A 26,350-nucleotide genomic window follows, 5' to 3' on the forward strand; every position below is an offset into this window, starting at 1 on the left:
TTTTAATTAATCCTGTTTTTATACATGTTTTATTGAGATATTACATTTTGAAAGGAAATGTAAGTAGCGATATTTGTAAACGATAAATAAATTTAAATATAAAATATATGAGTAAGTATAATTCTTCTTATTTGCTTTTCATCGCACTAGTTTCAGCCATGGGCGGTTTGTTATTTGGGTATGACTGGGTTGTTATTGGAGGTGCAAAGCCTTTTTATGAAGTCTTTTTTAACATTGCAAATTCGCCGTCGATGCAGGGCTGGGTAATGGGAAGTGCTATTTTAGGATGTTTGCTAGGTGTAATGATCTCCGGAGGTTTATCTGATCAATACGGAAGAAAACCTTTAATGATTGTAGCTTCTGTCTTTTTTACACTTGCAGCAGTAGGTACTGGTATGGCTAATACTATCGAGTGGTTTATTATATGGAGAGTTGTTGGTGGAGTTGGTATTGGAATTGCATCGAATCTTTCGCCTATGTATATCGCAGAAATTGCACCAAGTGAATCAAGAGGCAGATTTGTTTCTATTAATCAGTTAACTGTTGTTATTGGTGTGCTTGCAGCTCAAATTGCAAATTGGTTGATAGCAGATCCCATCATAGAAGGGCAGGATATTTTGAATTCATGGAACGGGCAGTGGGGATGGCGCTATATGTTTTGGGCTGGGGCAATTCCTTCAGTTGCATTTTTTGCTTTAATCTTAATAATTCCCGAAAGTCCAAGATGGTTGGCCAGTCAATACAAATATGCCAAAGCAGAATCGATCTTTTCTAAAATTGGCGGAAGTATTTTTGCAGCGCAACAAATAGAAGAATTAAAATCAAGAGTTAGTCTTGTAAAAGAGAATGTAAATTATAAAATGCTTTTTGAAGGTAAAATGCCTAAAATTCTTTTACTTGGAATTGTCATTGCTGCTTTCCAGCAATGGTGTGGTATTAACGTAATTTTTAATTATGCACAGGAAATATTTTCTGCTGCAGGTTATGGCGTGTCAGATATCTTATTCAATATTGTTATTACAGGTCTAACGAACGTAATTTTCACTTTTGTGGGAATGTACTTTGTGGACCGATTAGGACGAAGAACACTGATGCTTTTTGGTTCAATCGGATTAACTTTTATTTACGCCTTATTAGGAACTTGTTATTATTTTGGAGTAACCGGTATCGCGGTTTTAGCATTGGTAATTGCAGCAATTTCATGTTACGCAATGACACTTGCACCTGTCACCTGGGTAGTTTTATCTGAAATATTTCCAACAAAAATACGAGCAATGGCTATGGCAGTTTCTACTTTTTCACTCTGGACAGCCTGCTTTATTCTAACCTATACATTTCCATTATTGAATAGTGGTTTGGGAGCTTATGGAACATTTTGGCTTTATGGTATAGTTTGTCTGTTGGGTTATCTTTTCTTGCGCATTTATCTGCCGGAAACGAAAGGAAAATCTTTAGAAGAAATAGAAAATGAATTGACAAAATAACATATAATAAGATGGAAAATATAATTTCAGATGTAAATCAACCTAATTTAATTACAGAAGATTTGCATTCAGGACAATCAATAAATGAAAACTTTCAGGACGAAGAAATAACAGCATATTTAATTCAATCTACTGTTAATGAAGATGGTGTTGTACGTGTTTGGGAAGAAGATATCTTACTGCCGACCTATCAAATAGGCGAAGAAGAAAAAAATCCGATATTTCTTGAAAAACGAGTGTACCAGGGAAGTTCAGGTGCTGTATATCCGTATCCTGTGGTAGAAAAATTATCAGATGAAAAGATCGCTAAATCGTATCATGCGGTATTCATCGAAAATAAATACATTAAAATCATGATTCTTCCCGAATTGGGAGGACGCGTTCACATGGCTTATGACAAAGTAAAACAACGTCATTTTGTGTATTATAATCAGGTAATTAAACCTGCTCTTGTTGGGCTTACAGGACCATGGATTTCAGGCGGAATTGAGTTTAACTGGCCGCAACATCATCGTCCGAGTACTTTTTTGCCAACAGATTTTAGTATTGAAGAAAATCAGGATGGCAGTAAAACGGTATGGTGTAATGAAGTAGAGCGAATGTTTAGAACCAAAGGAATGCAGGGATTTACACTTCATCCTGACAAAGCTTATATCGAAATTAAAGTAAAAATATACAATCGTACTGCTTTTCCTCAAACGTTTCTTTGGTGGGCAAATCCTGCAGTGGTTGTAAATGATGGTTACAAATCGGTTTTCCCTCCGGATGTGAATGCAGTATTTGATCACGGAAAAAGAGATGTCTCAAAATTTCCGATCGCAACCGGCGAATACTATAAACAGGATTATTCTGCGGGTGTCGACATTTCGAAATATAAAAATATTCCGGTTCCAACATCTTATATGGCGGTGCAGTCCAAATATAATTTTGTTGGAGGTTATGAAGATGATGTGCAGGCCGGATTACTTCACGTTGCCAATCATCATGTATCCCCGGGTAAAAAGCAATGGACCTGGGGAAATGGTGATTTTGGTTTGGCCTGGGACAGAAATCTAACAGATAAAGATGGTCCGTATATTGAATTAATGACGGGAGTTTTTACAGACAATCAGCCTGATTTTTCCTGGTTGCAAGCTTACGAAGAGAAGTCCTGGGTGCAATATTTTATGCCGTATGCCGAAGTGGGTTACGTGAAAAATGCCACCAGGGATGCCATCATAAATATTGAAGTAGAAGGAACAGAAGCAGATCTGATTTTATATACCACGAGTCTTTATCAGAATTTGAAAATAGAATTAAAAGACAAAGAAAATACAGTTTTATTTCAGGATGAAATTACAATTTCGCCTATAAATCCGTATAAAAAAAGAGTTTCGATCGGAAATGTTTTATCAGAGCATTTAGTTTTTACAGTTTATAGTGCTGACGGAAAGATTTTGGTTCAGTATCAGGAAGAAAAAGCGGAAATAAAACCCGTTCCTGATCCTGCAAAAGCAGCGCTTGATCCAAAAGATATTGCATCAATGGAGCAATTGTATTTAACCGGATTACATTTAGAACAATACAGACACGCCACTTACAACCCTTTGGACTATTATTTTGAGGCTTTAAGCCGGGATTCAAAAGATGTTAGATGTAATAATGCTGTTGGTTTATTACTGCTAAGAAGAGGACAGTTTGAAAAAGCTGAAGCTTATTTTAGAACTGCAGTTGAAGTTTTAACGGAACGCAATCCAAATCCAATTGATGGTGAACCGCTTTACAATTTGGGTTATTGTCTAAAACTTCAGGGAAAATGGGATGACGCTTACAATTTCCTTTTCAAATCAACATGGAATGCAGCCTGGCAAGATGCCGCTTTTTATGCACTGGCACAAATTGACAGCATAAAAGGAGATTGGACAGAAGCTTTGGAAAGAGCAGAATCATCATTGATAAGAAATTGGCATAATCATAAAGCACGTCAGTTAAAAGCCTCTATTTTAAGAAAATTAAATAGAAATGAAGAAGCTTTAACGTGGATTGAAGAATCTATAAAAATTGATCGTTTTAATATGGGATGTCGTTTCGAGAAGTATTTGATAACAAAAAATCCTGCTGTATTGAAAGAGATGAATACGATAATGCATCAATGGCCGCATGGATATATAGAATATGCGCTTGACTTTTCCAGTGCAGGTTTGTATCAGGAAGCGAGTCAGTTATTGCAGGAATCAATAAAAGATATTGAAGAGGTTTATCCAATGGTTTATTATACTTTAGGTTATTTTTCTTCATTAGAAGGAAATACAACTGCCGCAATCGAATGGTGTAAAAAAGCGGCTTTGCAATCGTCTGATAAATGTTTTCCAAATCGAATTGAAGAAGTAAATATTCTGCAAGATGCTATACGGTTAAATCCTCAGGATGCAAAAGCACCTTATTATTTGGGGAATTTCTGGTATGCATTCCGTCAATATGACGATGCTGTTAAATACTGGGAATTATCATATAGTATTGATGATACATTTCCAACTTTACTTAGAAACCTTGCATTGGCGTATTTCAATAAAACAAACAATAAAGTTGCCGCTCAGGAAATGTTAGAAAAAGCATTTGCTTTAGATAATACTGATTCGAGAATTTTTATGGAACTGGATCAGCTTTACAAGAAAATTGGCAAATCGCCACAAGAACGATTAAACGTTTTAAATCAATATCCGCATTTAGTCGAAGAGCGTGATGATTTGTGTATTGAACGTATCACGCTTTACAATCAGGTAGAAAATTATGCTGTTGCAAGAGATTTGATTTCGCAGCGAAAATTCCATCCCTGGGAAGGTGGAGAAGGTAAAGTTACCGGACAATATATATTGTGCAGAGTAGAATTGGCTAAAATTGCCATAGCAGAAAATCGTTTTACAGAAGCCATACTATTGCTTCAGGAGACAGAATTTTATCCACACAATTTAGGCGAAGGAAAACTGAAAAATGCCGAAGAAAACGAAGTGTTTTATTATAAAGGTTTGGCTTATAAAGGACTTGGAGATGTCGAAAATGCGAATGCCAATTTTGTTAAAGCAACAATTGGATCTCCGGAACCGGTTCAGGCCTTTTTCTATAACGATCAACAACCGGATAAGATTTTTTATCAGGGATTAGCGTGGCGTGAATTAGGAGACGAAGATAAGGCCCGAAGCCGTTTCAATAAATTGCTGGCGCATGGCGAAAAATATTTGTTTGAAAAATCTAAAATAGATTATTTTGCGGTTTCGCTGCCGGATCTGGCCATTTGGGACGATGATCTGAATATTAGAAATCAAGTGCATTGTTATTATGTAATGGCTTTAGGACATAGTGGATTAGGAAATAAAACCGAATCTGAGCAATATTATGAGAAAGTGAAACAATTGGATATAAATAAACAAACGTTTCGTAAGTAACTCATTTTTCAAGCTCGTTGGTGTAGAATGTTTGTTAAGTATGTCCAACGAGTTTTTACTATACTATCACAACTAATTAATAGCAATATTTTAATTATAAAATTTAATAAAATGCAAATCAAAAATATAATAGCCACTGTTTTGCTTTTACTTTTTCTGTCATCCTGGAATTCTGAAAATAAAACAGTATTAAATATAGCAGGCGAATGGACAGTTCAATTAGACAGTACTGATATTGGACTGAAAAACGGCTGGCAGAATAGGAGTTTTAAACAACTTATAAAACTGCCGGGAACCACAGATGATGCAGGACTTGGAGTTCCAAACAAACTAAGACCAGGTTTAGAAAAACTTCAAATGAGTCATTTGACCAGAAAAAATAGTTATTTGGGTGCAGCGTGGTACACTCGTGAAATCGCAATTCCGAAGGAGTGGAAAGGGAAGGAATTGATTTTAAAACTGGAACGTGTCATCTGGAAAACCAATGTTTGGATTGATGGTAAAGAACTGGAAACGGGTCAAAATAGCCTGATTGCACCTCATTATTATGATCTTTCAAAATATATGATTGCAGGAAAAAGACATCGTATAACCATTCGCGTTGATAATCGCAAACAATTTGACATTAGCGTAGATAATATGGCGCATGCTTATACAAATGAAACACAAATCATTTGGAACGGAATTATTGGCAAAATGGAAATCGAAGCGTTTGCTGCCGTTAGAGTTTCAAATTTGCAGGTAAAACCGGATGTCAGCACAAGAAAAGCACAATTAAGTTTGACTCTTACTAACAATACAAAAAGAACAGAAAAGGGAGTTTTAAGCATCAGGGCGATAAATAAAAAAAGCAATAGTACTGTAGAAACATTTCAAAAAGAGATCCAAATAAACGCTGGGCAGTCCATAGTTGAAGTTGATTACGATATGGGCAAAGACGTAAAACTTTGGAGTGAATTTTCGCCAGAGTTATATGAATTAATAGCCGAATTAAAAACAAAGAAAAACGAATCAGAGATTGCGGTAGATTTTGGAATGCGTAGTTTTTCAAAAAAAGGATCGGTTTTAACAATCAACGATCAACCGGTTTTTTTAAGAGGAACATTAGAATGTGATATTTTTCCGCTTACCGGCCATGCGCCGATGGATAAAGAGGGCTGGAGAAAAGTATTTGGAACGGCTAAAAACTGGGGACTAAATCATTTACGTTTTCACTCCTGGTGTCCTCCTGAAGCCGCTTTTGAGGTAGCAGACGAAATGGGATTTTATCTACAAGTCGAACTTCCGGTTTGGAGCCTGAAAATTGGAGAAGATCAAAAAGTAACCGATTTTTTATATGCCGAAGCGCAACATATGATTGATGAATACGGTAATCATCCTTCATTTTGTATGTGGTCAATGGGGAATGAATTACAAGGCGATATGACCGTTTTGACAAAATTGATGAACAGTTTAAAAGTTAAAGATTCGAGACACCTTTACACCACTACTTCGTTTACTTTTGAAAAAGAACATGGCGTTTGGCCGGAACCTGAAGATGATTTTTTCATTACGCAGTGGACAAAAAAAGGCTGGGTACGTGGGCAAGGCGTTTTTAATAGTGAATCGCCAACATTTAATAAAGATTATGCCACTTCCGTAGAAGGAATGACGGTGCCTTTAATTACACACGAAATAGGACAATATGCAGTTTATCCTAAAATTGATGAAATTTCGAAATATACCGGAGTTTTAGAACCAATCAATTTTAAATCGGTTAAAGAAGATTTAGAACGCAAAGGTTTAATTCATAAAGCGGCAGATTATACGAAAGCTTCAGGAAAATTAGCCGCAATTCTTTATAAGGAAGAAATAGAAAGAGCCTTAAAAACAGCCGGAATTAGTGGATTTCAATTGTTAGATTTACATGATTTTCCGGGTCAGGGAACTGCTTTGGTTGGTTTGTTGGATGCGTTTTGGGACAGTAAAGGTTTGATCTCAGCCGGAGAGTTTAGGCAGTTTTCAGCTCCGGTTGTACCGCTTTTGCGTTTTGCCAAAGCAACTTATACTAATGATGAATCTTTTGTAGCTTCTTTGGATGTAAGTAATTATGGCGAAAGCAGTTTAAAAGACCAGGAAATAGAATGGAGTATTTATGATGGAGATTTCGTAATTGCTTCGGGAAGTACAAAAGCAACAATTACAGTTGGATACAATCATAAAGTTTTAGAAATAAACGAAAGCCTTCAAAAAATTAGCAAAGCAACCAAATTAACAATTAAAGTAAATCTAAAAGCAACCAACTATAAAAATCAATGGAATGTATGGATTTATCCTAAAAAACAAACTATTGATTACGGAAAAGTAGTATATACCAGAAATCTTGATGAAGCTTACAAATTGCTTAAAGCAGGTAAAAAAGTATTATTAAATCCGGATTGGAAAAAACTAAAAGGTATTGAAGGAAAATTTGTTCCGGTATTTTGGAGTCCGGTACATTTTCCAAAACAGGCAGGTACCATGGGAGTTCTTTGCAATCCTGCGCACCAGGCTTTAGCCAGCTTTCCAACAGATATGAATACCGATTGGCAATGGTGGGATTTGAATGTAAATTCTACAACCTTAATTGTTGATACTATTGTTGGGGGAAATCCTATTGTAGAAATGATAGACAATTTTGCTAACAACCGCAAGTTAGCATCGCTTTATGAAGGAAGTGTCAAATCCGGAAAATTGATAGTGGCCTCTTTTGATCTAAATACTGATTTAGAGAAACGTCCAGCTGCAAAACAAATGTTGATTTCGATATTAAAGTATATGAATAGTGCAGCATTTAATCCGGAAGAAATTAAAAATCCGGAAGTTTTGAAAACAATACTAGCAGATCAACAGGAAAAAGGAAAAGAAGCAGCGACAAGTATTTATTAGTTCAGGTTTTTAAAAAAAACCTAAAATCTACTTGCAGTAACTTAATTTTTGTGAATAGGTTTGTTTTCTTTTTTAAATAATTGGAAATCATTTATGATTCAAAGTTTTAATTATGCGAGTATTAAAAATAATTACATCAGGAATATACTTTATGGGTTTGTTGGGTATTATTTCCTGTTCATCAAAATTGAAAGGAATCCCGGAAAGTTCTTCGGGTTTAACCTCAATTAAAATTGATATCAATCAGGAATTACAAACCATGGATGGTTTTGGAGCATCAGATGCATGGCGATGCCAGATGGTGGGGAAAAATTGGCCCATAGATAAAAGAAATGCCATTGCCGATTTACTTTTTAGTCAGGAAATGGATAAAGAAGGGAATCCAAAAGGAATTGGTTTGTCTATTTGGAGGTTTTATTTAGGAGCAGGAAGTACGGAACAAGGATCAAATAGCAATATTACAGATGAATGGCGCAGAAGCGAGTGTTTTCAAAATCCCGACGGAACTTATGACTGGACAAAACAAGAAGGACAGCGATGGTTTTTAAAAGCGGCTAAAAATCGGGGAGTAGAGAAGTTTCTAGCCTTTACCATTAGTCCGCCGGTTCAAATGACATTAAACGGAAAAGCCTTTTCGCCGGAGAAAGTAAATATGAACATCAAAAAAGGAATGCTTCCTAATTATGCCGATTTTTTAGTAGAAACTATTGATAATTTGCAAAAGAACGAAGGAATTACTTTTGACTATTTAAGTCCAATAAATGAGCCTCAATGGGATTGGATGGCAGGAAATAATGGCCAGGCAAGTCAGGAAGGAACACCTGCTACGAATCAGGAAATATTTGATTTTGCGAAATTATTATCTGAAAAAATAAAAGCAAAATCTTTAAAAACAGAGATTGTTCTGGGCGAAGCAGCTATAATCAATTATTTGTATGAGAATGTAAAAGAGGAAAACAGGGATGATCAGATAAATTTCTTTTTTGGTTCTCCGGCAACCAATATTTCAGAATTGCCAAATGTAAAGAAGGTTATAACTGGACACAGCTATTTTTCGGTTTGGCCTGTAAAGGAGCAAATCCATTATCGGGAGAAATTAAACGCTGGTGTAAAAAAAGTGCAAAATTTAAAGTATTGGCAAACGGAGTATAGCATTCTGGAACAACCTGGAGATTCAATTATTCCGGGAGGATCCGGACATCAAAGAGATTTGGGTATGAAAACGGCTCTTTTTGCAGCACGCCTTATTCATAATGATATTGCAGTTGCCAATGCTTCATCATGGCAATGGTGGACAGCCATTACGAGAGCTGATTTTAAAGATGGCCTGATTTATCTTGACAATGGCTCCAATAGCGGCAGTATGATTGATGGGTATTGCAAAAATGATGGGTTTTATCGCGATTCAAAATTACTATGGGCATTTGGAAACTTTTCTCGCTTTGTACGACCCGGCATGATTCGTTTGAAAATATCGGATCTTAAAACAGATTTGGATATAATGTTCACAGCTTATAAAGATCCAGTTAAAAAGAAAATTGTAATTGTCGCAGTCAATTGCAGCGAATATGAGAAAAGCTATAATCTTGATTTAAGCATCTCATTAAAGAATAATGAATGGACGCCCTATATAACATCTGAATTTTTTAACTTAAAAAAAGAACCAAATTTGAAAAACAGTGTAGTAAAGATTCCTGCAAAATCCGTTGTCACTTTTGTAGGCACATATAAATAACTGGAATAAAAAAGAGGTAAAAAAAAGCTGTTTACAAAACAAATTTTAGCGTTAGAGTTAAAGTTTGATATAACGGAATTGGAACTCAAACGTTGGAGTAAAAAAAAATAAGTTTAAGATGGTAATTGTATATTGTGTAAAAAATTCCTGTTATTTTTTCACACTTGGTAATTTTTACTCTAAAATAATAGTTAATTGCCATTTTGACCTCCTTATTTTTCCATTTTACCCCTCCTCAGAAGTTTGTAATACTTATTTCTTTGCACTTATAGTAATAGTTTTAAGTTGTTACTGTGTAATAAATTAAGTGTTTATTTTTTTGGTAAGTTTTAAATCTGTTTAAGGAACTGGCCTTCTTTAAGAGTAAGATAGTAAGAGTTGGTTTTACGCATAACTTATCGACCCGCAGTTAAAAAATTGCGGGTTTAAAAATAAAAAAATAAAAACTTTTGTATTGAGCATCATCAATACGTTTAGAGAGAAAAAAATAAAAAAAGAATATTAACCAAACTTTACTAGAATGACAAAAACCACACGATTACCTTTTGATTGTCTTATTTCTTTATCAAGGGAAAGACAATTTAGATTCTCTTCAAAAATGAGTTTATCTCATCTTCAACAACAATTTTTTTTAGCATAACAACAAACTAACTAACCTAACCTTAAAATTAAAGAAATGAAAAAAAATGTATTTTTATTTTTTCTCGCCCTTTTTGCCGTCCTTGTTACCGGATGTCAAAATAACGAATCTGGTTATCCTTCTTCTGATGATCCTACAGTTGTAGTGACAACAAAGGAAATTTACGGGGCACCAAACAGAAAATTCGAAATTAAAGCTGCACTTACTGACGATTTAGGACTGAAAAGTGTGAGAATTCAAATTCCTGAATTATCCTTAGATAAAATGATCACGTTTGCAAGTGACCCATTACTTGAATCCTACGATTTAAGCTATTTTTTTGAAGTGCCTTCGGACAGGGGAACTTCAGAATCTTTCAAAATTAAATTAACAATCACAGATGTTTCAGGGAATGCCATAGACGAAGATATCAATTTACGTCTGGATGGAGAATTTGCTGCACCGGCAATAACAATGGTTGCGCCAAAAGAGGGAGCTGTTATTTTATTATCTACCAGCAAAGAAATGCCTGTGAATTTTGTTGTTAATGACGATTCAGGTATTGACTATATTCAGATACAATGTGCTGCTTTAGGTATTAATGAAACGGTTCAGTTAACGGGTTCACCTCAATCTTATACTTTCAATAAAACGTATACTTTGCCTGTAACTGCAGCAAATTATGTATTGACAATTACAGCTAAAGATAAATTTGCGATTCCAAACACTGGAACTTTAAATATCAATATTGTAGCAACAAACGAATATCCGGCAATATACTTATGCGATCAGCCAAGAGGTACAAGTCTTACGACTGATGCTGTTGGGGTTCCGATGTATTTCCACGAGAAAAACGGACAGGATTTCGAATTTAAATATTATGCTGACAAAGACAATAAAGAAGTATATTTCTTAGGTCAGGAATCTGATTTTGGTCCACATTGTTTTGGTTTAAATGCAAGTGGAGGATTAGTAGATGATGTAGCTTCAACTCCAATTATTTTACCAACAAAAGGATATTACAAAATAAAAGTAAATCCAAATACATTGGTTTACACTGCAACAAAATATACACCTTCAAGCAAAGTTTGGGCTAATATAGCTAACGGACTATGGCATGATGATGAGGCCCAAAGAAGACCTTTTGTGAGCGTTTGCGGAGGCGGTATTCAAGGGGCTGACTGGGATACATGGACGGCCTGGACACAAACCGGCCTGCATTTGGCAAATAATCCAAACAATCCATATCAATTACTTGGAGAATATACGCTGACAGGACAAATGGAAGCAACTTTTACAGGTCAATGGTGGAGTCCGTCATGGAGATTAATCAAAAATGGTATTGCTACAATGTCACCTGGTGAAAATGGAAATGCAAAATATCCAGCTGCTCCGGGAGTATACAAAGTTGTACTGGATACGGAATTGGAAAGAGTCTTTATCACAAAAAAATAGTTTGTTAGAACTTAAGTTTTAGCATTAATAAAAAAATATATTAATATGAAATATAAATTTATATGGTTATTTTTCACCATGTTGTGCACTGTTGCAACATTTGGGCAAATAACAGTAAAAGGAACTGTTAAGGATAAAGGCAATGTGCCAATTCCCGGAGTTAATCTGACAGTAAAAGGGACATCAACAACAACATCAACAGATTTTGATGGAAAATATTCTATCACGGTACCCAATAGTAATGCTCAAATCGAATTCTCATTTGTTGGTTTTTCTAACAAAACAATTCAGGTTGGCGATAAAACAACTTTTGACGTTGTTCTGGATGAATCAAGCCAGGCACTAGATGAGATTGTAGTTGTAGGTTACGCCGCGGTAAAAAAGAGCACTGTAACAAGTTCTATTTCTTCCATAAAAGGAAAAGAACTACAAACCATGACAGTAGGTAACGTTACCGAATCATTACAAGGGAAAGTTTCCGGCGTTCAGGTGACAGGACAAGGGGGACCTGGTGCTCAGCCAAGAGTTTTGATTCGTGGTATTTCTACGCTAAATTTAAGTACCGATCCGCTTTATGTCGTGGATGGTATTCCGATGGGAACCAGTATTAACTTTTTGAGCACAAATGAAATTGAATCTATGGAGGTTTTAAAAGATGCTTCTGCAAGTGCCATTTATGGTTCTCGTGCTTCTAATGGAGTTATTTTGATTACCACTAAAAAGGGAAAAGTTGGAAAAACAAGATTCAACTTTGATACAAGTTCGGGTATGCAAATCATGAACAATCCTTATAATATGGCAGACGGTGAAACCTATGCCAGAATTATGAATACGGCTAATAATAATTCAGGTTACGCTGATTATTTGCCTAATCCTTCGCAATACAGAGGAAAAACGACAGACTGGTGGAATGCCGGAATTAAAAAAGGTGCACCTGTTACAAATGCTTCTTTAGGAGTGAGCGGAGGCTCTGAAAAACACACGTTTGCCATTAGTTTGAACTACTATGACGCGGAGTCTATCTATGAAGTAGGAGGATGGGAAAGAATTACAATGAGAATTGCAAATGATTTTAAATTCACAGATAAATTCTCTGCAGGAATCACTTTAAACCCTCGTTATGAAACATGGGGAGGTCCAAATAACTGGGCTGATTTTGATAGAATTGATCCAATTACTCCAATTTATAAACCAGCTAATCAATTAACCGGATTAGAAAATGAATATAGTATTTATGCACGTTCTCCTTCTTATGTCTGGAACCCAATTGCAGCTGTAAAAAGATATGATGATTTTACAGACCAGTATAATTTAAATACGAACGGTTATTTACAATATGAGCCAATTAAAGGTTTGATAATTCGTACACAAGGATCTATTGAGGTTGGAGATAAAACACAAAGTATTTTTAAACCTGATTTTGAGATTGATGCAGCGCATGAAAAAGCAGAAATCAATAGTGTGGAAAGAAGAAACAATACAAATGTGGACTGGACATGGCAAAATACTATTACCTATACTAAAACATTTGCTGAAAAACACAACGCGTCTTTCATGATTGGTAATACAATGGAAGAGTACAATCGTAACGAGGTATGGGGTTACGGAGAAGGTATTCCTAACAACTCTGATTTAATGCGAGAATTAAAAGCAGCAACCAAAAACCGTAAAAGTGATGGTAACAGCTGGTCAAACTCTTTGATGTCTTACATATCTCGTCTTTCATATAATTACGATGGTAAATACTATTTCACCGGTACTTTTAGACGTGATGGTTCTTCAAAATTCATGGAAAACAATAAATGGGCAAACTTTCCATCTGCATCTGTTTCCTGGAGAATTTTAAATGAAGGTTTTATGGAATCTACTAAAGATGTTCTTAGTGATTTAAGATTTAGAGCAGGTTGGGGTAAAGTAGGGAACCAAAACTTACCAGACGCTGTTTATCAATCAAATATCAAGCAAGGTTTTTATCCTATTGGAGATAATATTGCAGATACATCGTATCCGGATACCATGGCTAATAAAGATATTAAATGGGAAACTGTTGAAGATTTAAGTTTTGGAATTGATTTTGGATTATGGAAAAACAAACTTTCAGGATCTTTAGAATATTATAAAAAGAAAACGGAAGATATGTTATTCTTAAAACAGTTTCCTACTTATAGCGGATTCCCTGCATATTCTACAATGTGGACAAATGTTGGTTCAATGGAATCAAGCGGTATTGATTTACTGGTTTCTTACAAAGATAAAAAAGGAGACTTTACTTATGGAGTAGATGTAACTTTTACAACGGTTAATGTCGACATGCTTAATTTATCAGCTGATGGTGAAAAATTATACGGATCAAGTAACAGAACATTAACTGTTCAGGGAGATGAGCCTGGGTATTTCTACGGGTATGTTGCTGATGGTTTATTCCAAAACCAAACGGAGTTAAATTCACATACTGATGAACACGGAACTAAATTACAGCCGTATGCAAAAGCCGGAGATATTCGTTTTAAAGATGTGAACGGAGACGGAAAATTAGATGATAAAGACAGAACAAAAATTGGTTCTCCGTGGGCTGATTACAATGTTGGTCTGAATTTGAATTTTGGTTACAAAAATTTCGATTTAATTGCAAATTTCTATTCAAGTATTGGAAACGATATCGTAAATACAAACATTTCAGATCTGTATAATGGAGTTAGCTTATCAAATAAAGTAGGCAACTTAGAGCAAATGGCATGGCATGGTGAAGGAACTTCAAATACTGTTCCTCGTTTATCTAAAGATGATAACAACGAAAATTACACAAAATTCTCTTCTTTATATGTCGAAGACGGTTCGTTTGTTCGTATGAAAAACCTTCAGTTAGGATATTCATTTTACAACAAATTCGGATTAGATAAATTGAGATTATCATTATCAGGCCAAAACTTGTGGACATGGACAAACTATTCAGGAGTTGATCCTGAAGTTGCAGGAGGAGATCCGGATAAAGGTGACAGAGTTAAAGGAGCTGGTTTTGGAGGATGGAACTATCCGGTTCAGCCAACAATTTTGATGGGTCTTAATGTAGCATTTTAATATAAACGAACATGAAAAAAATCATATTATCAATACTAGCTTTTTCTCTTATTGCAGTTTCCTGCGATGATTTTATCGAAAAAGAACAAAGAGGAACTCAAACTTTAGAGAACTACTTTCAAACGGCACAAGAATGCGAGAATTATGTAAATGAACTAACGCATAGAATATTATTGTCAAATGACTGGTATACTTTGCTGGCTCCAAGGTTAGCGAATGAATCGGCTACTGATGATGCCTGGATGGGTAATACAGGACAGGACAGCGGGGCTTTCAAACCTGCTGCACAATACCTTATTACGCCAGAAAACATGGGATCAATGAATAGTATTTATACGGCTCATTATTATACGATTCAATCTGCAAATATAGGTTTAGAGAAAATGGCCTTAGCGCCAATTTCTGATTCTCAGAAAAATCAATATATGGGAGAATCATTATTTATTCGCGCGTATTGCTACTATGAGTTGGTAAATCTTTATGGAGATGTTCCATTATATACAAATTCGCTTGGAACCGCTGATTTGAAATTACAGCGTAGTCCGGCTGCTGAAGTGTATGCACAAATTGAAGCTGACCTTAAAGAATCGGCAGCAAAATTAGAAAGCATTCCGGTCAACAGAAGCGGTAGAGTGAATAAATGGGCAGCTTATGCCTTATTAGCTCGTGTATCTTTATTTCAGGAAAAATGGGCTGATGCCAAATTATACTCTAACAAAGTCATTACCGAAGGACCTTTCACTCTTGAAGCAGATTTTCTGAATATCTGGAATGTAAACAATCATAATGGAGTAGAGTCAATTCTTGAGGCGCAGTCTTCATCTGTACAAGATAAAAGTTTAGGTTCTATGCTTCCTACTTTCTCGGGAGCAAGGGGTGAAGACAAGAAAAATTTTCCAAGTAATGACGCAGCAGATGTTATTGATGGTTGGGGTTGGTGTATGCCAACCAGCGATTTAGAGAACGCCTATCTTTCTGAAAATGATGTTATCCGTCGTAGAAGTACCATTACCAAGTGGGGAGAAGCAGCTTACGGAGATGAGGTTTTAAATCCAACACATAAATTCAGCTTAAATGACAATAAATCGGGGCGTATTTGTCGTAAATACTATATTCCAATTGCAACACGTCGTGCTTTAGATCAAAAAGACGGTAAATTGCCATTAAATGTACCATTGATTCGTTTGGCTGAAATGTATTTAACAAGAGCAGAAGCAAGTTATCATACAACAGGAGATGCTTTAGGGGATATTAACATTATCAGAGCACGTGTAAAATTAGATCCAAAAACAGGTTTATCTGGTCCGACGCTGCTAAAACAAATTTACAAAGAGCGCCGTTTAGAATTGGCTTTTGAAGGTTTGCGTTTATTTGACATTCGCCGTGAAAAAGACCCAACTACAGGCAAACGAGTAATTGAAGGTTTAATGGGAGCAAATGGAACATTTGTTCAATATAATTTGAATTCTACAGATCCGTATGAAACAACCAATTTAAGAGAAGCGCAGGATAAGGGAATCAATTTTAACCCTGCTAAAAACTTATTATGGCCAATTCCACAATTAGAAATTGATTTAAGCGGTGGATTAATCAAACAAAACCCTGGTTACTAATGAGATTTATAAATAACAAAAAAGTAAGTTTGCTATGTGCAGGCTTACTTTTCGCTAACTCTTTGTTAGTTAGTTGCGACTCTGAAAAATCGGATGATTCAGGTTCTGAAAATGCTATTGCAGAACTAAGTGTAAATCTGGATATGAATCTCCAAACAATGGAAAGTTTTGGAGCGTCTGATGCATGGCAATGTAATTTCATTGGAAAAAACTGGCCTTCTGATAAAAGAAATAAAATGGCCGATTTGCTTTTCAGCAGAGAATTGGATGCTGACGGAAATCCAAAAGGAATTGGACTATCATTATGGCGTTTTAATCTTGGAGCCGGAAGTATAGAACAAGGAGATGCCAGCGATATTTCAGATGAATGGAGACGTACAGAATGTTTTACAACAAACGGAGTTAGCTACAACATGAGCAAACAAGCCGGTCAGGTTTGGTTTATGAAAGCAGCAAAAGAACGTGGTGTTGAGAAATTATTGGCTTTTACCAACAGTGCACCAGTTTATTTGACTCAAAATGGAAAAGCACACGCCAGCATCAAAGAATTTTATAATTTGAAAGATGGAAAAATGCCAGAATTGGCTGATTTCTGGGTGAATTCATTAGATAAATTAAAAACAGAACACGGTTTAACAATAGATTATGTGAGCCCATTTAATGAACCACAATACGAGTGGGACGGTTCAGGACAGGAAGGTTCTCCGGCTACCAATGCTAATATTTACAGTTTTGTAAATGTATTATCTCCAAAATTACAGTCAAAAGGGCTTACTGCTCAAATCGTTGTTGGAGAAGCTGGAGCTTATGATGCTTTATATAAAACAGTTTCAGGAAAAGAAAGCAGATCTAATCAGATTGATTATTTCTTTGGAGCAAATTCTACTAAAAAAATAACAGGATTATCTAATGTAAAGAAAACTATTTCCGGACACAGTTATTGGCAGGCATGGCCTTTGAGCGAATTGGTTTCGTCAAGACAACAAGCGGCTTCAAGAATTCAGGGAGTTGGCGCAGTTAGTTTATGGTCTTCAGAATATTGTGTTTTAGAAAACCCGGGAACATCAGAATTACAAGGCGGTGGCGGTGCAGGAAGAGATTTAGGAATTCAGCTGGCACTTTGGACAGCCCGTATTATCAGTACAGATATTGCAGTTGGAGGCGTTACGTCATGGCAATGGTGGACTGCAATAAGCCGTGGCGATTACAAAGACGGATTAATTCATGTGGATGATAATGCGAGTAAAGGTGCAGGAGATGCGAATTATTGCAAAAACGACGGATACATTAGAGATTCCAAAACACTTTGGGCTTTAGGAAACTTCTCCTTCTTCGTAAAACCGGGAATGGTTAGAGTTCAGATTCCGAGTGTGGATAATGCCACTTCCGTGAATGATGTAATGGTAACGGCATACAAAGATGCAGCAACAAAGAAATTGGTTGTTGTTGCGGTTAACATTAGTAAATCGGCGAAAGCCTACAAATTAAACCTTGCAGGAGGAGCTTTAACCGACAATAAATTTACCCCGTACACGACTTCTGAAACTTTAAGTCTGAAAAAAGGTATCGCTGTTGATGCTTCTAATTTTGAAATTCCGGCGAAGTCAATTGTGACTTATGTGGGAACTTATAAATAAGAAGGTGCAGAGGTGCAGAGGTTCAAAGTTGCAAAGGTTAAAAAAGAATTTAAGCGCAATTTATGTCATTCCGAGGAACGAGGAATCTCCGCAAGCAGCTCGACAAAGATTGTCGACAAAGATTGCGGAGTTACTTGCGGGGATTCCTCCTCCGTCGGAATGACAAGATCGTGTCAATCACATAGCATAAGAAAATGAGAAAAATATATATCTCGCTTTTATTGGTAATGAGTTCGCTGTCTTATGGACAGCGAACTGTAACTATTAGCACAGATAATGTTGTACAAACCATGGATGGTTTTGGAGGTTCTGATGCCTGGAGATGCCAGTTTGTGGGTAAATGGCCGGAACAGAAAAAGAATGCCATTGCCGATTTACTTTTTAGCAAAGAAATCGACGCACAGGGAAACCCAAAAGGAATTGGACTTTCGATCTGGAGATTTAATTTGGGCGCGGGAAGTACAGAACAAGGCGAAAAGAGTAAAGTTTCGGACGAATGGAGAAGAAGCGAATCTTTTTTGCAAGCAGATGGAACTTATGATTTCTCTAAACAAGAAGGCCAAAGATGGTTTTTGCAGGCTGCTAAAAAACGAGGTGTTGAAAAATTCCTGATTTTTACCAATAGCCCGCCAGTTTATATGACCAATAACGGATTATCTTTTGCTTCTCAAAAGAATAAACTGAATCTAAAAGATGGTGCAATTCCAAAATTTGCCGATTTCTTAGTTCAAAGTATTCAGGGATTAGAGAAAAAAGAAGGAATAAAATTCGATTATATAAGTCCAATAAACGAACCGCAGTGGGAGTGGATGCCAAAACGTGGCGATACCAATAGTCAGGAAGGAACACCGGCAACCAATCAGGAAATTTATGATTTGACCAAATCACTTTCAGAAAAACTCAAAGCTCAAAAAATGAGCACCGAAATTGTAATTGCTGAAGCCGCACAAATCAATTATTTATATGAAAATGTAAATGGAGAAAACCGTGACAATCAGATTGACTATTTCTTCGGAAAAACAAAAACAAACATTGCTAAACTTCCAAATGTTAAAAATGTAATTTTAGGTCACAGTTATTTTACAACCTGGCCAATAGAAAAACAAGTTTTAAGCCGTAAATTGATCGCCGCCAATGTGAAACAAAATACGGGATTAAAGTATTGGCAGTCTGAATATTGTATTTTAGAAAATCCGGGTGAAGCTGAAATTCCGGGTGGTTCAGGCGGAGGCAGAGATTTAGGAATGCAGACCGCGTTATTCGTAGCACGTCTAATTCATAATGATATTGCTGTAGCCAATGCCGCTTCATGGCAATGGTGGACTTCTATAACCCGTGTTGACTATAAAGACGGACTGATTTATCTGGATGATGGAAAAAGCAATGGCGGAACAGCACCAGATTATGTCAGAAACGATGGAGAATTTCACGATTCAAAACTGCTTTGGGCTTTAGGAAATTACTCTTTGTTTGTGCGTCCGGGAATGTTGAGAATTGATGTTCCAAATCAAAATGAACTCGATGCAGCAAACGACGTAATGGTAACAGCCTACAAAGATACGGCAAACAAAAAACTGATTGTTGTCGCCGTAAATTGCGGAAAATCAGCTCAGAAATACAAGTTTGATTTATCTAAAGGTACAATCAAAAACAATGAAGTTATGCCCTATGTAACTTCTGAAAATTCAAATTTAAAAAGAACCAATATTCAGAAAATTGATAATCTGGAAATCCCGGCAAAATCAGTTGTAACGTTTGTGGGGGAATTAGAATATTAAGGAAGTTTCAAGTTTCAGGTTTCAAGTTATGTGCGAGACCCGAAACTTGAAACCAAAACCTGAAAAAAAAGAAAATTAATTAAAAAGCTTAGAACCTCAGAATCTTAGCAACTTAGCAACTTAGAAAAAAATGTTTACAAAAAAGAGCTTATTACCTGTTTTACTCTTTTCGTGCGTCTCGGCGTTCAGCCAGATTTCGTTTGGAGATTCGAAAAAAATTAATGACAACTGGAAATTCAATCTTCATGATATTTCAGATGCAAAAAACACAACTTTTGACGACAGTAAATGGCAGTCAGTAAACGTACCTCACGACTGGAGCGTAAAAGGACAGCTAAGTCCAACACTGGCAAGCTGTACAGGTTATTTGCCGGGTGGAATTGCCTGGTACAGAAAATCAATCAATATTCCGCAGAGCAAAGCAGGAGAAAAAGTGTATTTGTATTTTGAAGGCGTTTACAACAGAAGCGAAGTTTTCATCAACGGACATTCTTTAGGAAAACGTCCGAACGGATATATTTCTTTTGCTTATGATGCCACTCAGTTTGTAAAATACGGAGGAGAAAACACAATTTCAGTTCGTGTAGATCACAGTCAAAGTGCCGATTCAAGATGGTATACCGGTTCAGGAATTTACAGAAACGTCTGGGTAGTGTATGCAAATCCGGTTCATATTGCGCAATGGGGCGTTTACGCGTATCCGGAAGTAAAAAAAGGAACAGGAACTTTGAATGTTGAGGTTGATGTAGAGAATGGATCTTCAGCAAAATCAACTTTAACCGTTGTCAATGAATTAATTTCAAAAGACGGAAAATCAGTAGCCAAAGCATCAGCTAAAATTGATGTTGAAGCAAACAAAAGCGGAAAAGTTTCAGCTAAAATGAATGTAAAAAATCCACAATTGTGGGATTTAGAGCATCCAAATTTATATCAGCTTAAAACAACGGTTTTAAAAGACGGAAAACAGATCGATCAAACAGTTACAAAAACTGGTTTTAGAACGTTCACTTTTGATCCAAATAATGGTTTTGCATTAAACGGAACCTGGATGAAAATGAAAGGCGTTTGTTTACATCACGATGCCGGAGTTTTAGGTTCTGCAGTACCCCGCGAAGTTTGGGAAACCAGATTAAAAACATTAAAAGAAATTGGTGTAAATGCTATCCGTACAAGTCATAATCCGCAAGCGCCGGTTTTTTATGAATTGTGTGATGAATTGGGAATTTTAGTATTGAACGAAGCGTATGACGAATGGGAATTCCCAAAACGTAAATGGTTAGAAGGCTGGAATTATGGAACACCGGGATTTGAAGGTTCGTTTGACATTTTTGCGGATTATGGAGAAAAAGATTTAGAAGATTTTGTACGTCGTGACAGAAACCATCTTTCGGTTTTTGCCTGGAGTATCGGTAACGAAGTAGATTATCCAAACGATCCTTATTCTCACCCGGTTTTAGACAAAGGAAAAGATGGTTTTGGGCAAGCTGCTTACGGAGGTTTCAAGAAAGATGCACCAGATGCCATGCGTCTTGGAGTAATTGCAAAACGCTTAGTTGCAGCCGTAAAAAAATACGACAAATCCCGTCCGACAACTGCTGGTTTAGCCGGTGTTGCGATGTCTAACGAAACTGAATATCCGGGAGCTTTAGATATTACAGGTTACAATTATACAGAAAGCAAATATAAATCGGATCACGAAAAATACCCAAACAGGGTAATTTACGGAAGTGAAAACGTTCACGATATGGAGCCCTGGCTTGCTGTAAAAAACAACAAACATATTTTTGGACAATTTCTTTGGACAGGGATTGATTATTTAGGAGAATCAGGAAGATGGCCTTCAAGAGGATTTTATTCTGGTTTAGTTGATTTCGCCGGAGTTATCAAACCGAGAGGTTATTTTCGCCAATCTTTATGGTCTGATAAACCAATGGCTTACATCGGAACTTATCCTTTAAAAAATGAAAAAGATATTTCTAAAGATGCATGGGCAATCTGGAATTACAGTCAAGGTGAAAAAATTCGCGTTGTGTGCTATACAAATGCTGCAAAAGCTCGTTTAGAATTAAACGGAAAAGTAGTTGGTGAAACAAAAGCATATGATGAAAAAACAGGAATTATTTATTGGGATATTCCGTTTGCTGCTGGAAAACTAGAAGCGGTTGGTTTAAACAAAGAGGACAAAGAAGTAAGCAGATACACGATTAATTCAACACAACAACCAACTGAATTAGCCATTGCTGATACTAATATCACAATTGCAAAAGACAAAGGTGTGGCTAAAATTATGGTGCAGCTAAAAGATCAAAACGGTCTTCCGGTAATGCTTTCAGATAATGAAGTTACTTGTACAATCAGCGGTCCTGGAACTTTATTAGGACTTGAGGCCGGAAACAACAGCGACATGACAGATTATACAGATAATGTACAGCGAGTATTTCATGGCCATATTGCGGCTTATATTCAGGCAACGGGAGAATCATCTCAGCCTATAAAAGTTACGTTTACAAGTCAATGGTTAAAACCGGTTGACGTTACTGTAAATGTAAATTAAATTAGTAGTTAGTTTTTAAATTGCCAATTAACCTGTCAGCATTTTGGTTAGCAGACAGGTTAATTGTATTAAATGACTAAAAGTTTATTATATTTGAAGTGTGCTATTAACACTTATTAAGATTAAAATGAAAATAAAAAATATAGTTCCGTTAATTTTAGGGTTGGTTTTCGTATCGGTTTCTTCTAATTCCCAGACAAAAGTTTTTAAAAAAGGTGAATTCAAACAATGGGCACAGACTCCCCCAATGGGTTGGAACAGCTGGGATTGTTATGGTCCAACTGTAGAGGAGCACGAAGTTAAAGCTAATACCGATTATATGGCGAAAAACCTGAAAAAATTTGGTTGGGAATATATCGTTGTCGATATCAGATGGTTTGTAGAAAATGACAAAGCAGGAGGTTATAACCAAACCGATCCACGATATGTAATCGATCAATATGGAAGATATTTGCCAGCCGTAAATCGTTTTCCGTCAGCAAAAGACGGACAAGGATTTAAGCCTTTAGCAGATTATATTCATAAAAAAGGATTAAAATTCGGAATCCATATTATGCGCGGAATCCCGAAAAAAGCAGTAGAAGACAAAATGCCAATTAAAGGTGCGAACGGAATCACAGCAGATCAAATTTATACTACAGCGTTGCAATGCGAATGGTTAAAGGATAATTACACTGTTCTTGCTGATAAGCCGGGAGCACAGGAATATTATGATTCTATATTTGAGCTTTATGCAAGTTGGGGAGTTGATTTCATCAAAATTGATGATTTATCCAGGCCCTATCACGAAGGCGAAATCAACCTGATTAGAAATGCGATTGACAAATGTGGACGCAAAATTGTATTGAGTACTTCTCCGGGAGAAACTCCTATAACCGCAGCTCCACACGTAAAAGAACATGCCAATATGTGGCGTATGGTTGATGACGTTTGGGATACCTGGCCCCATATTACACATTTAATGAAAGTAAGCGAACAATGGTATCCACATATTGCACCAGGAACCTGGCCAGACTGCGATATGATTCCGTTAGGACGTATTTCAGTTAGGGGAGAACGTGGCGAAGACAGAATGACACGCTTAACAAAAGACGAGCAATATACCTTAATTACTTTCTTTAATATTTTTAAATCACCCTTGTTTTTTGGTGGAGATTTGCCAAGCAACGATGCTTTTACTTTATCCTTATTAACTAATAAAGATGTGGCTAAAATGCACAACGAAAGTACCGATGTAAAACAGCTTTTCCAGAAAGACGGAAAAATTGCAGTGACTTCAAAGAATCCTAAAGACGGAAGTGTTTATTTGGCTTTGTTTAATATTTCGGATACGGCTTCCCAAACTGTTTCGGTAAATCTTTCTGATTTGGGAATTTCAGGAAATGTTGATACTTTAAATATGTGGACAGGCGAGAAATCGAAACTTTCTTCAAAAGAAATTTCAACAGTTTTAAAAGCACATGCTTCAGTTTTATATCAATTAAAAGCTAAAAAATAATGATGCGATTTTTAAAAAATAGTCTTTTAGCATTAGTACTACTTTTTGCAATCATTTTTATATTCTCAGCATTTGGGCTAAAATCATCCAAAGAAAAACCAGATAAAATATATTTATTTGCTTATTCAACATTAAAAAATAATGGGAGAAACGGACTTCACTTTGCCTGGAGCACAGACCAGAAAAATTGGTTTGCCATAGGTCCTGAGTACAGCTTTTTAAAATCAGATTTTGGAAGCTGGGGACCAACAGGAAAAAGCATGTCTGAACCGTTTTTGGTTCGCGACAATTCGGGGATTTTTCATTGCTTTTGGAGTGTAAAAGATAATGTTTTTGCGCATTCAGAAAGCAAGGATTTAGTGAATTGGGGCAGACAAAATTACATTCAGGGAATGAAAAATTTTGTTGGCAAAGGCGAAGATAAATCGGTTATTTTGAATGTACAGATCAGTCAAAAAGACGGTCAATATTTAGTTCATTTCAGCGAAAGCGGAAAAAATTATTACAGTGCGACTAAAGATTTTAAAAATTACAATCCTTCGGTACTTGATGCCAGTGGCGCGTCTTTAAAATTGCGAAGCGAAATTACGATTCAAGGCGAAGTTGTACAGGGAACCCTGACTCAGGTTGACTGGAGTTTGGTTGATAATATGATTCGCAATATGGAATCGGCAAAATTTAGAGATAAACAAGATAATACTTCTCCAAAAAGTGATAGCTTGCTTTTTACTGGATTAAAACCCATAAAAGCTCAAATTGCGATTAATAGCCAGCAATCAAAAAAAATCAGCAATATGCTAACTGGAGTATTTTTTGAAGATATCAATTACGCTGCTGATGGCGGTTTGTACGGAGAATTGATTCAAAACCGTGATTTCGAATATGCCTTGCACGACAAAAAAGAAAGAGATGAAAAATGGAACGCGACAATGGCTTGGAGTGGCGATTTTAAAATTGAAAAACAAAATCCAATTCATTCAAATAATCCTAATTATGCTGTAATTTCAAAAGGAAATATCAGCAACTCTGGTTTCGATGGAATTGCTTTGAAAGCTAATGAAAAATATGATTTTAGTGTTTTTGCAAAAGGTTCAAAAGCAATTGTTCGTTTGAAATCGGCAAGCGGAGAAACTTTGGCGGAAGCCATATTTAGCCCATCAAATTCTTGGAAGAAAATAAATATAGTTTTAAAATCTTCAAAAAAGGTTAAAGATGCGCATTTAGAAATTAGTACCAATGGCGAAACAGCTATTGACATGGTTTCTCTTTTTCCTCAAAAAACATTCAAAAATCACAAAAACGGACTGCGTTTAGATCTAGCCGAAGCAATTGCTGATATGCATCCAAAATTTGTTCGTTTCCCTGGTGGATGTGTTGCGCATGGCGACGGACTGCATAATATTTATCGTTGGAAAAATACCATTGGCCCTTTAGAGGTGAGAATTCCAATGCGAAACATTTGGGGTTATCATCAATCGATGGGATTGGGATATTTTGAATATTTTCAGTTTTGCGAAGATATGGGAGCAGAGGCAGTTCCGGTTTTAGCTGCCGGTGTACCTTGTCAAAATTCTTCTGATGGAGGCGCCGGACAGCAATTTGGGATTCCAATGCAGGATATGGACGAGTATGTTCAGGATGTTTTAGATTTAATTGAATATGCAAATGGAAGCACAGCCAGTGTTTGGGGTAAAAAACGTGCCGAAGCAGGTCATCCAAAGCCTTTTAATTTAAAATATATTGGTATTGGAAATGAAGATCTTATTAGTGATGTTTTTGAAGAGCGTTATAGAATGATTGTAAAAGCAGTACAGCAAAAATACCCTGAAATAATTGTAATTGGTACTGTTGGTCCATTTAATGAAGGAACAGATTATAATGAAGGCTGGGCAATTGCTGATGATCTAAAACTGCCAATTGTAGACGAACATTATTATCAAAGCCCAGGCTGGTTTATTAATAACCAGGATTTTTACGATAGTTATGACCGCACGAAATCAAAAGTATATTTAGGAGAATATGCTTCACGTGCGAATAAATTTTATAATGCTTTGTCTGAAGCAATATATTTAACTGCTGTAGAACGCAATGGAGATGTAGTTTCAATGGCCTCTTACGCGCCATTATTAGCCCGTGAAAAACATGTTCAATGGAATCCTGATTTGATTTATTTTACAGGAAATGAAGTAAAACCTACTGTCAATTATTTTGTACAGCAGCTTTATGGTCAAAATCCAGGAGATGTTTATCTGCAAAATACAGTTAAGCTTTCCGATGCTGATAATGAAGTTAATAAACGTTTTGGTGTGTCTGTGGTACAGGATAACGCCTCGGGTGATCTAATTATAAAGTTAGTTAACATTCTTCCGGTTTCAGTAACACCTTCGATTGATTTAAAAGATCTTTCGACAACTGAAAATGTAAGTTATACAGTCCTTTCAGGAAATCCGACAAATACAACAGCAAGACCAGTCATTCAAAAAGTAACAATTAAAGAAGCGTTTTCGAAGGAACTGCTTCCTTATTCTTTCACTGTAATACGCATAAAAACAAAATAGCTGTAGATTATT

At 36.2% G+C, this 26,350-nt stretch carries 12 protein-coding genes; all 12 read left to right on the top strand.

Features of this window, described 5'->3' with window-relative positions; translation table 11 throughout:
• Positions 1 to 107: 107 nt before the first annotated feature.
• The 12 genes from AC6CH4_RS11300 (at position 108) to AC6CH4_RS11355 (ending at position 26,338) form a co-directional block, all read left to right on the top strand.
• The gene (locus tag AC6CH4_RS11300) at positions 108 to 1,484 is read left to right on the top strand and encodes a sugar porter family MFS transporter (protein WP_498103005.1); all 1,377 of its coding nucleotides are present in this window, start codon (positions 108 to 110) and stop codon (positions 1,482 to 1,484) included.
• Positions 1,485 to 1,495: 11 nt separating this feature from the next.
• Positions 1,496 to 4,906 (top strand): DUF5107 domain-containing protein, encoded by a 3,411-nt coding sequence (locus AC6CH4_RS11305; RefSeq protein WP_498103007.1) that lies wholly within the window; start codon positions 1,496 to 1,498, stop codon positions 4,904 to 4,906.
• A gap of 111 nt (positions 4,907 to 5,017) precedes the next feature.
• The gene (locus tag AC6CH4_RS11310; RefSeq protein WP_498103009.1) at positions 5,018 to 7,813 is read left to right on the top strand and encodes a DUF8487 domain-containing protein; all 2,796 of its coding nucleotides are present in this window, start codon (positions 5,018 to 5,020) and stop codon (positions 7,811 to 7,813) included.
• A 112-nt stretch (positions 7,814 to 7,925) separates the two neighbouring features.
• Positions 7,926 to 9,548, top strand: a complete 1,623-nt coding sequence (locus AC6CH4_RS11315; RefSeq protein ID WP_498103011.1) for a glycoside hydrolase — start codon at positions 7,926 to 7,928, stop codon at positions 9,546 to 9,548.
• A gap of 676 nt (positions 9,549 to 10,224) precedes the next feature.
• Complete coding sequence (locus AC6CH4_RS11320; RefSeq protein ID WP_498103013.1) at positions 10,225 to 11,622, top strand: cadherin repeat domain-containing protein; 1,398 nt, start codon at positions 10,225 to 10,227, stop codon at positions 11,620 to 11,622.
• A gap of 45 nt (positions 11,623 to 11,667) precedes the next feature.
• Complete coding sequence (locus AC6CH4_RS11325) at positions 11,668 to 14,700, top strand: SusC/RagA family TonB-linked outer membrane protein (RefSeq protein WP_498103015.1); 3,033 nt, start codon at positions 11,668 to 11,670, stop codon at positions 14,698 to 14,700.
• 11 nt (positions 14,701 to 14,711) lie between these two features.
• Entirely contained in the window at positions 14,712 to 16,313 is a 1,602-nt protein-coding gene (locus AC6CH4_RS11330; RefSeq protein WP_498103017.1) for a RagB/SusD family nutrient uptake outer membrane protein, read from the top strand.
• Positions 16,313 to 17,950, top strand: a complete 1,638-nt coding sequence (locus AC6CH4_RS11335) for a glycoside hydrolase (RefSeq protein ID WP_498103019.1) — start codon at positions 16,313 to 16,315, stop codon at positions 17,948 to 17,950. Before AC6CH4_RS11330 ends, AC6CH4_RS11335 begins: the two co-directional genes overlap by 1 nt.
• 194 nt (positions 17,951 to 18,144) lie before the next feature.
• On the top strand, positions 18,145 to 19,728 hold the full coding sequence (locus AC6CH4_RS11340) for a glycoside hydrolase (RefSeq protein ID WP_498103021.1): 1,584 nt from the start codon (positions 18,145 to 18,147) through the stop codon (positions 19,726 to 19,728).
• Positions 19,729 to 19,858: 130 nt separating this feature from the next.
• A complete protein-coding gene (locus tag AC6CH4_RS11345) occupies positions 19,859 to 22,282 on the top strand; it encodes a glycoside hydrolase family 2 TIM barrel-domain containing protein (protein ID WP_498103023.1) in 2,424 nt (807 codons plus the stop codon).
• 127 nt (positions 22,283 to 22,409) lie between these two features.
• A complete protein-coding gene (locus AC6CH4_RS11350) occupies positions 22,410 to 23,780 on the top strand; it encodes a glycoside hydrolase family 27 protein (protein ID WP_498103025.1) in 1,371 nt (456 codons plus the stop codon).
• Positions 23,780 to 26,338 carry an alpha-L-arabinofuranosidase family protein gene (locus tag AC6CH4_RS11355; RefSeq protein WP_498103027.1) on the top strand — a complete coding sequence of 853 codons (2,559 nt, stop codon included), beginning with the start codon at positions 23,780 to 23,782 and terminating at the stop codon, positions 26,336 to 26,338. Before AC6CH4_RS11350 ends, AC6CH4_RS11355 begins: the two co-directional genes overlap by 1 nt.
• Positions 26,339 to 26,350 lie beyond the last annotated feature (12 nt).

The organism is Flavobacterium sp. GQ95 (assembly GCF_059758655.1).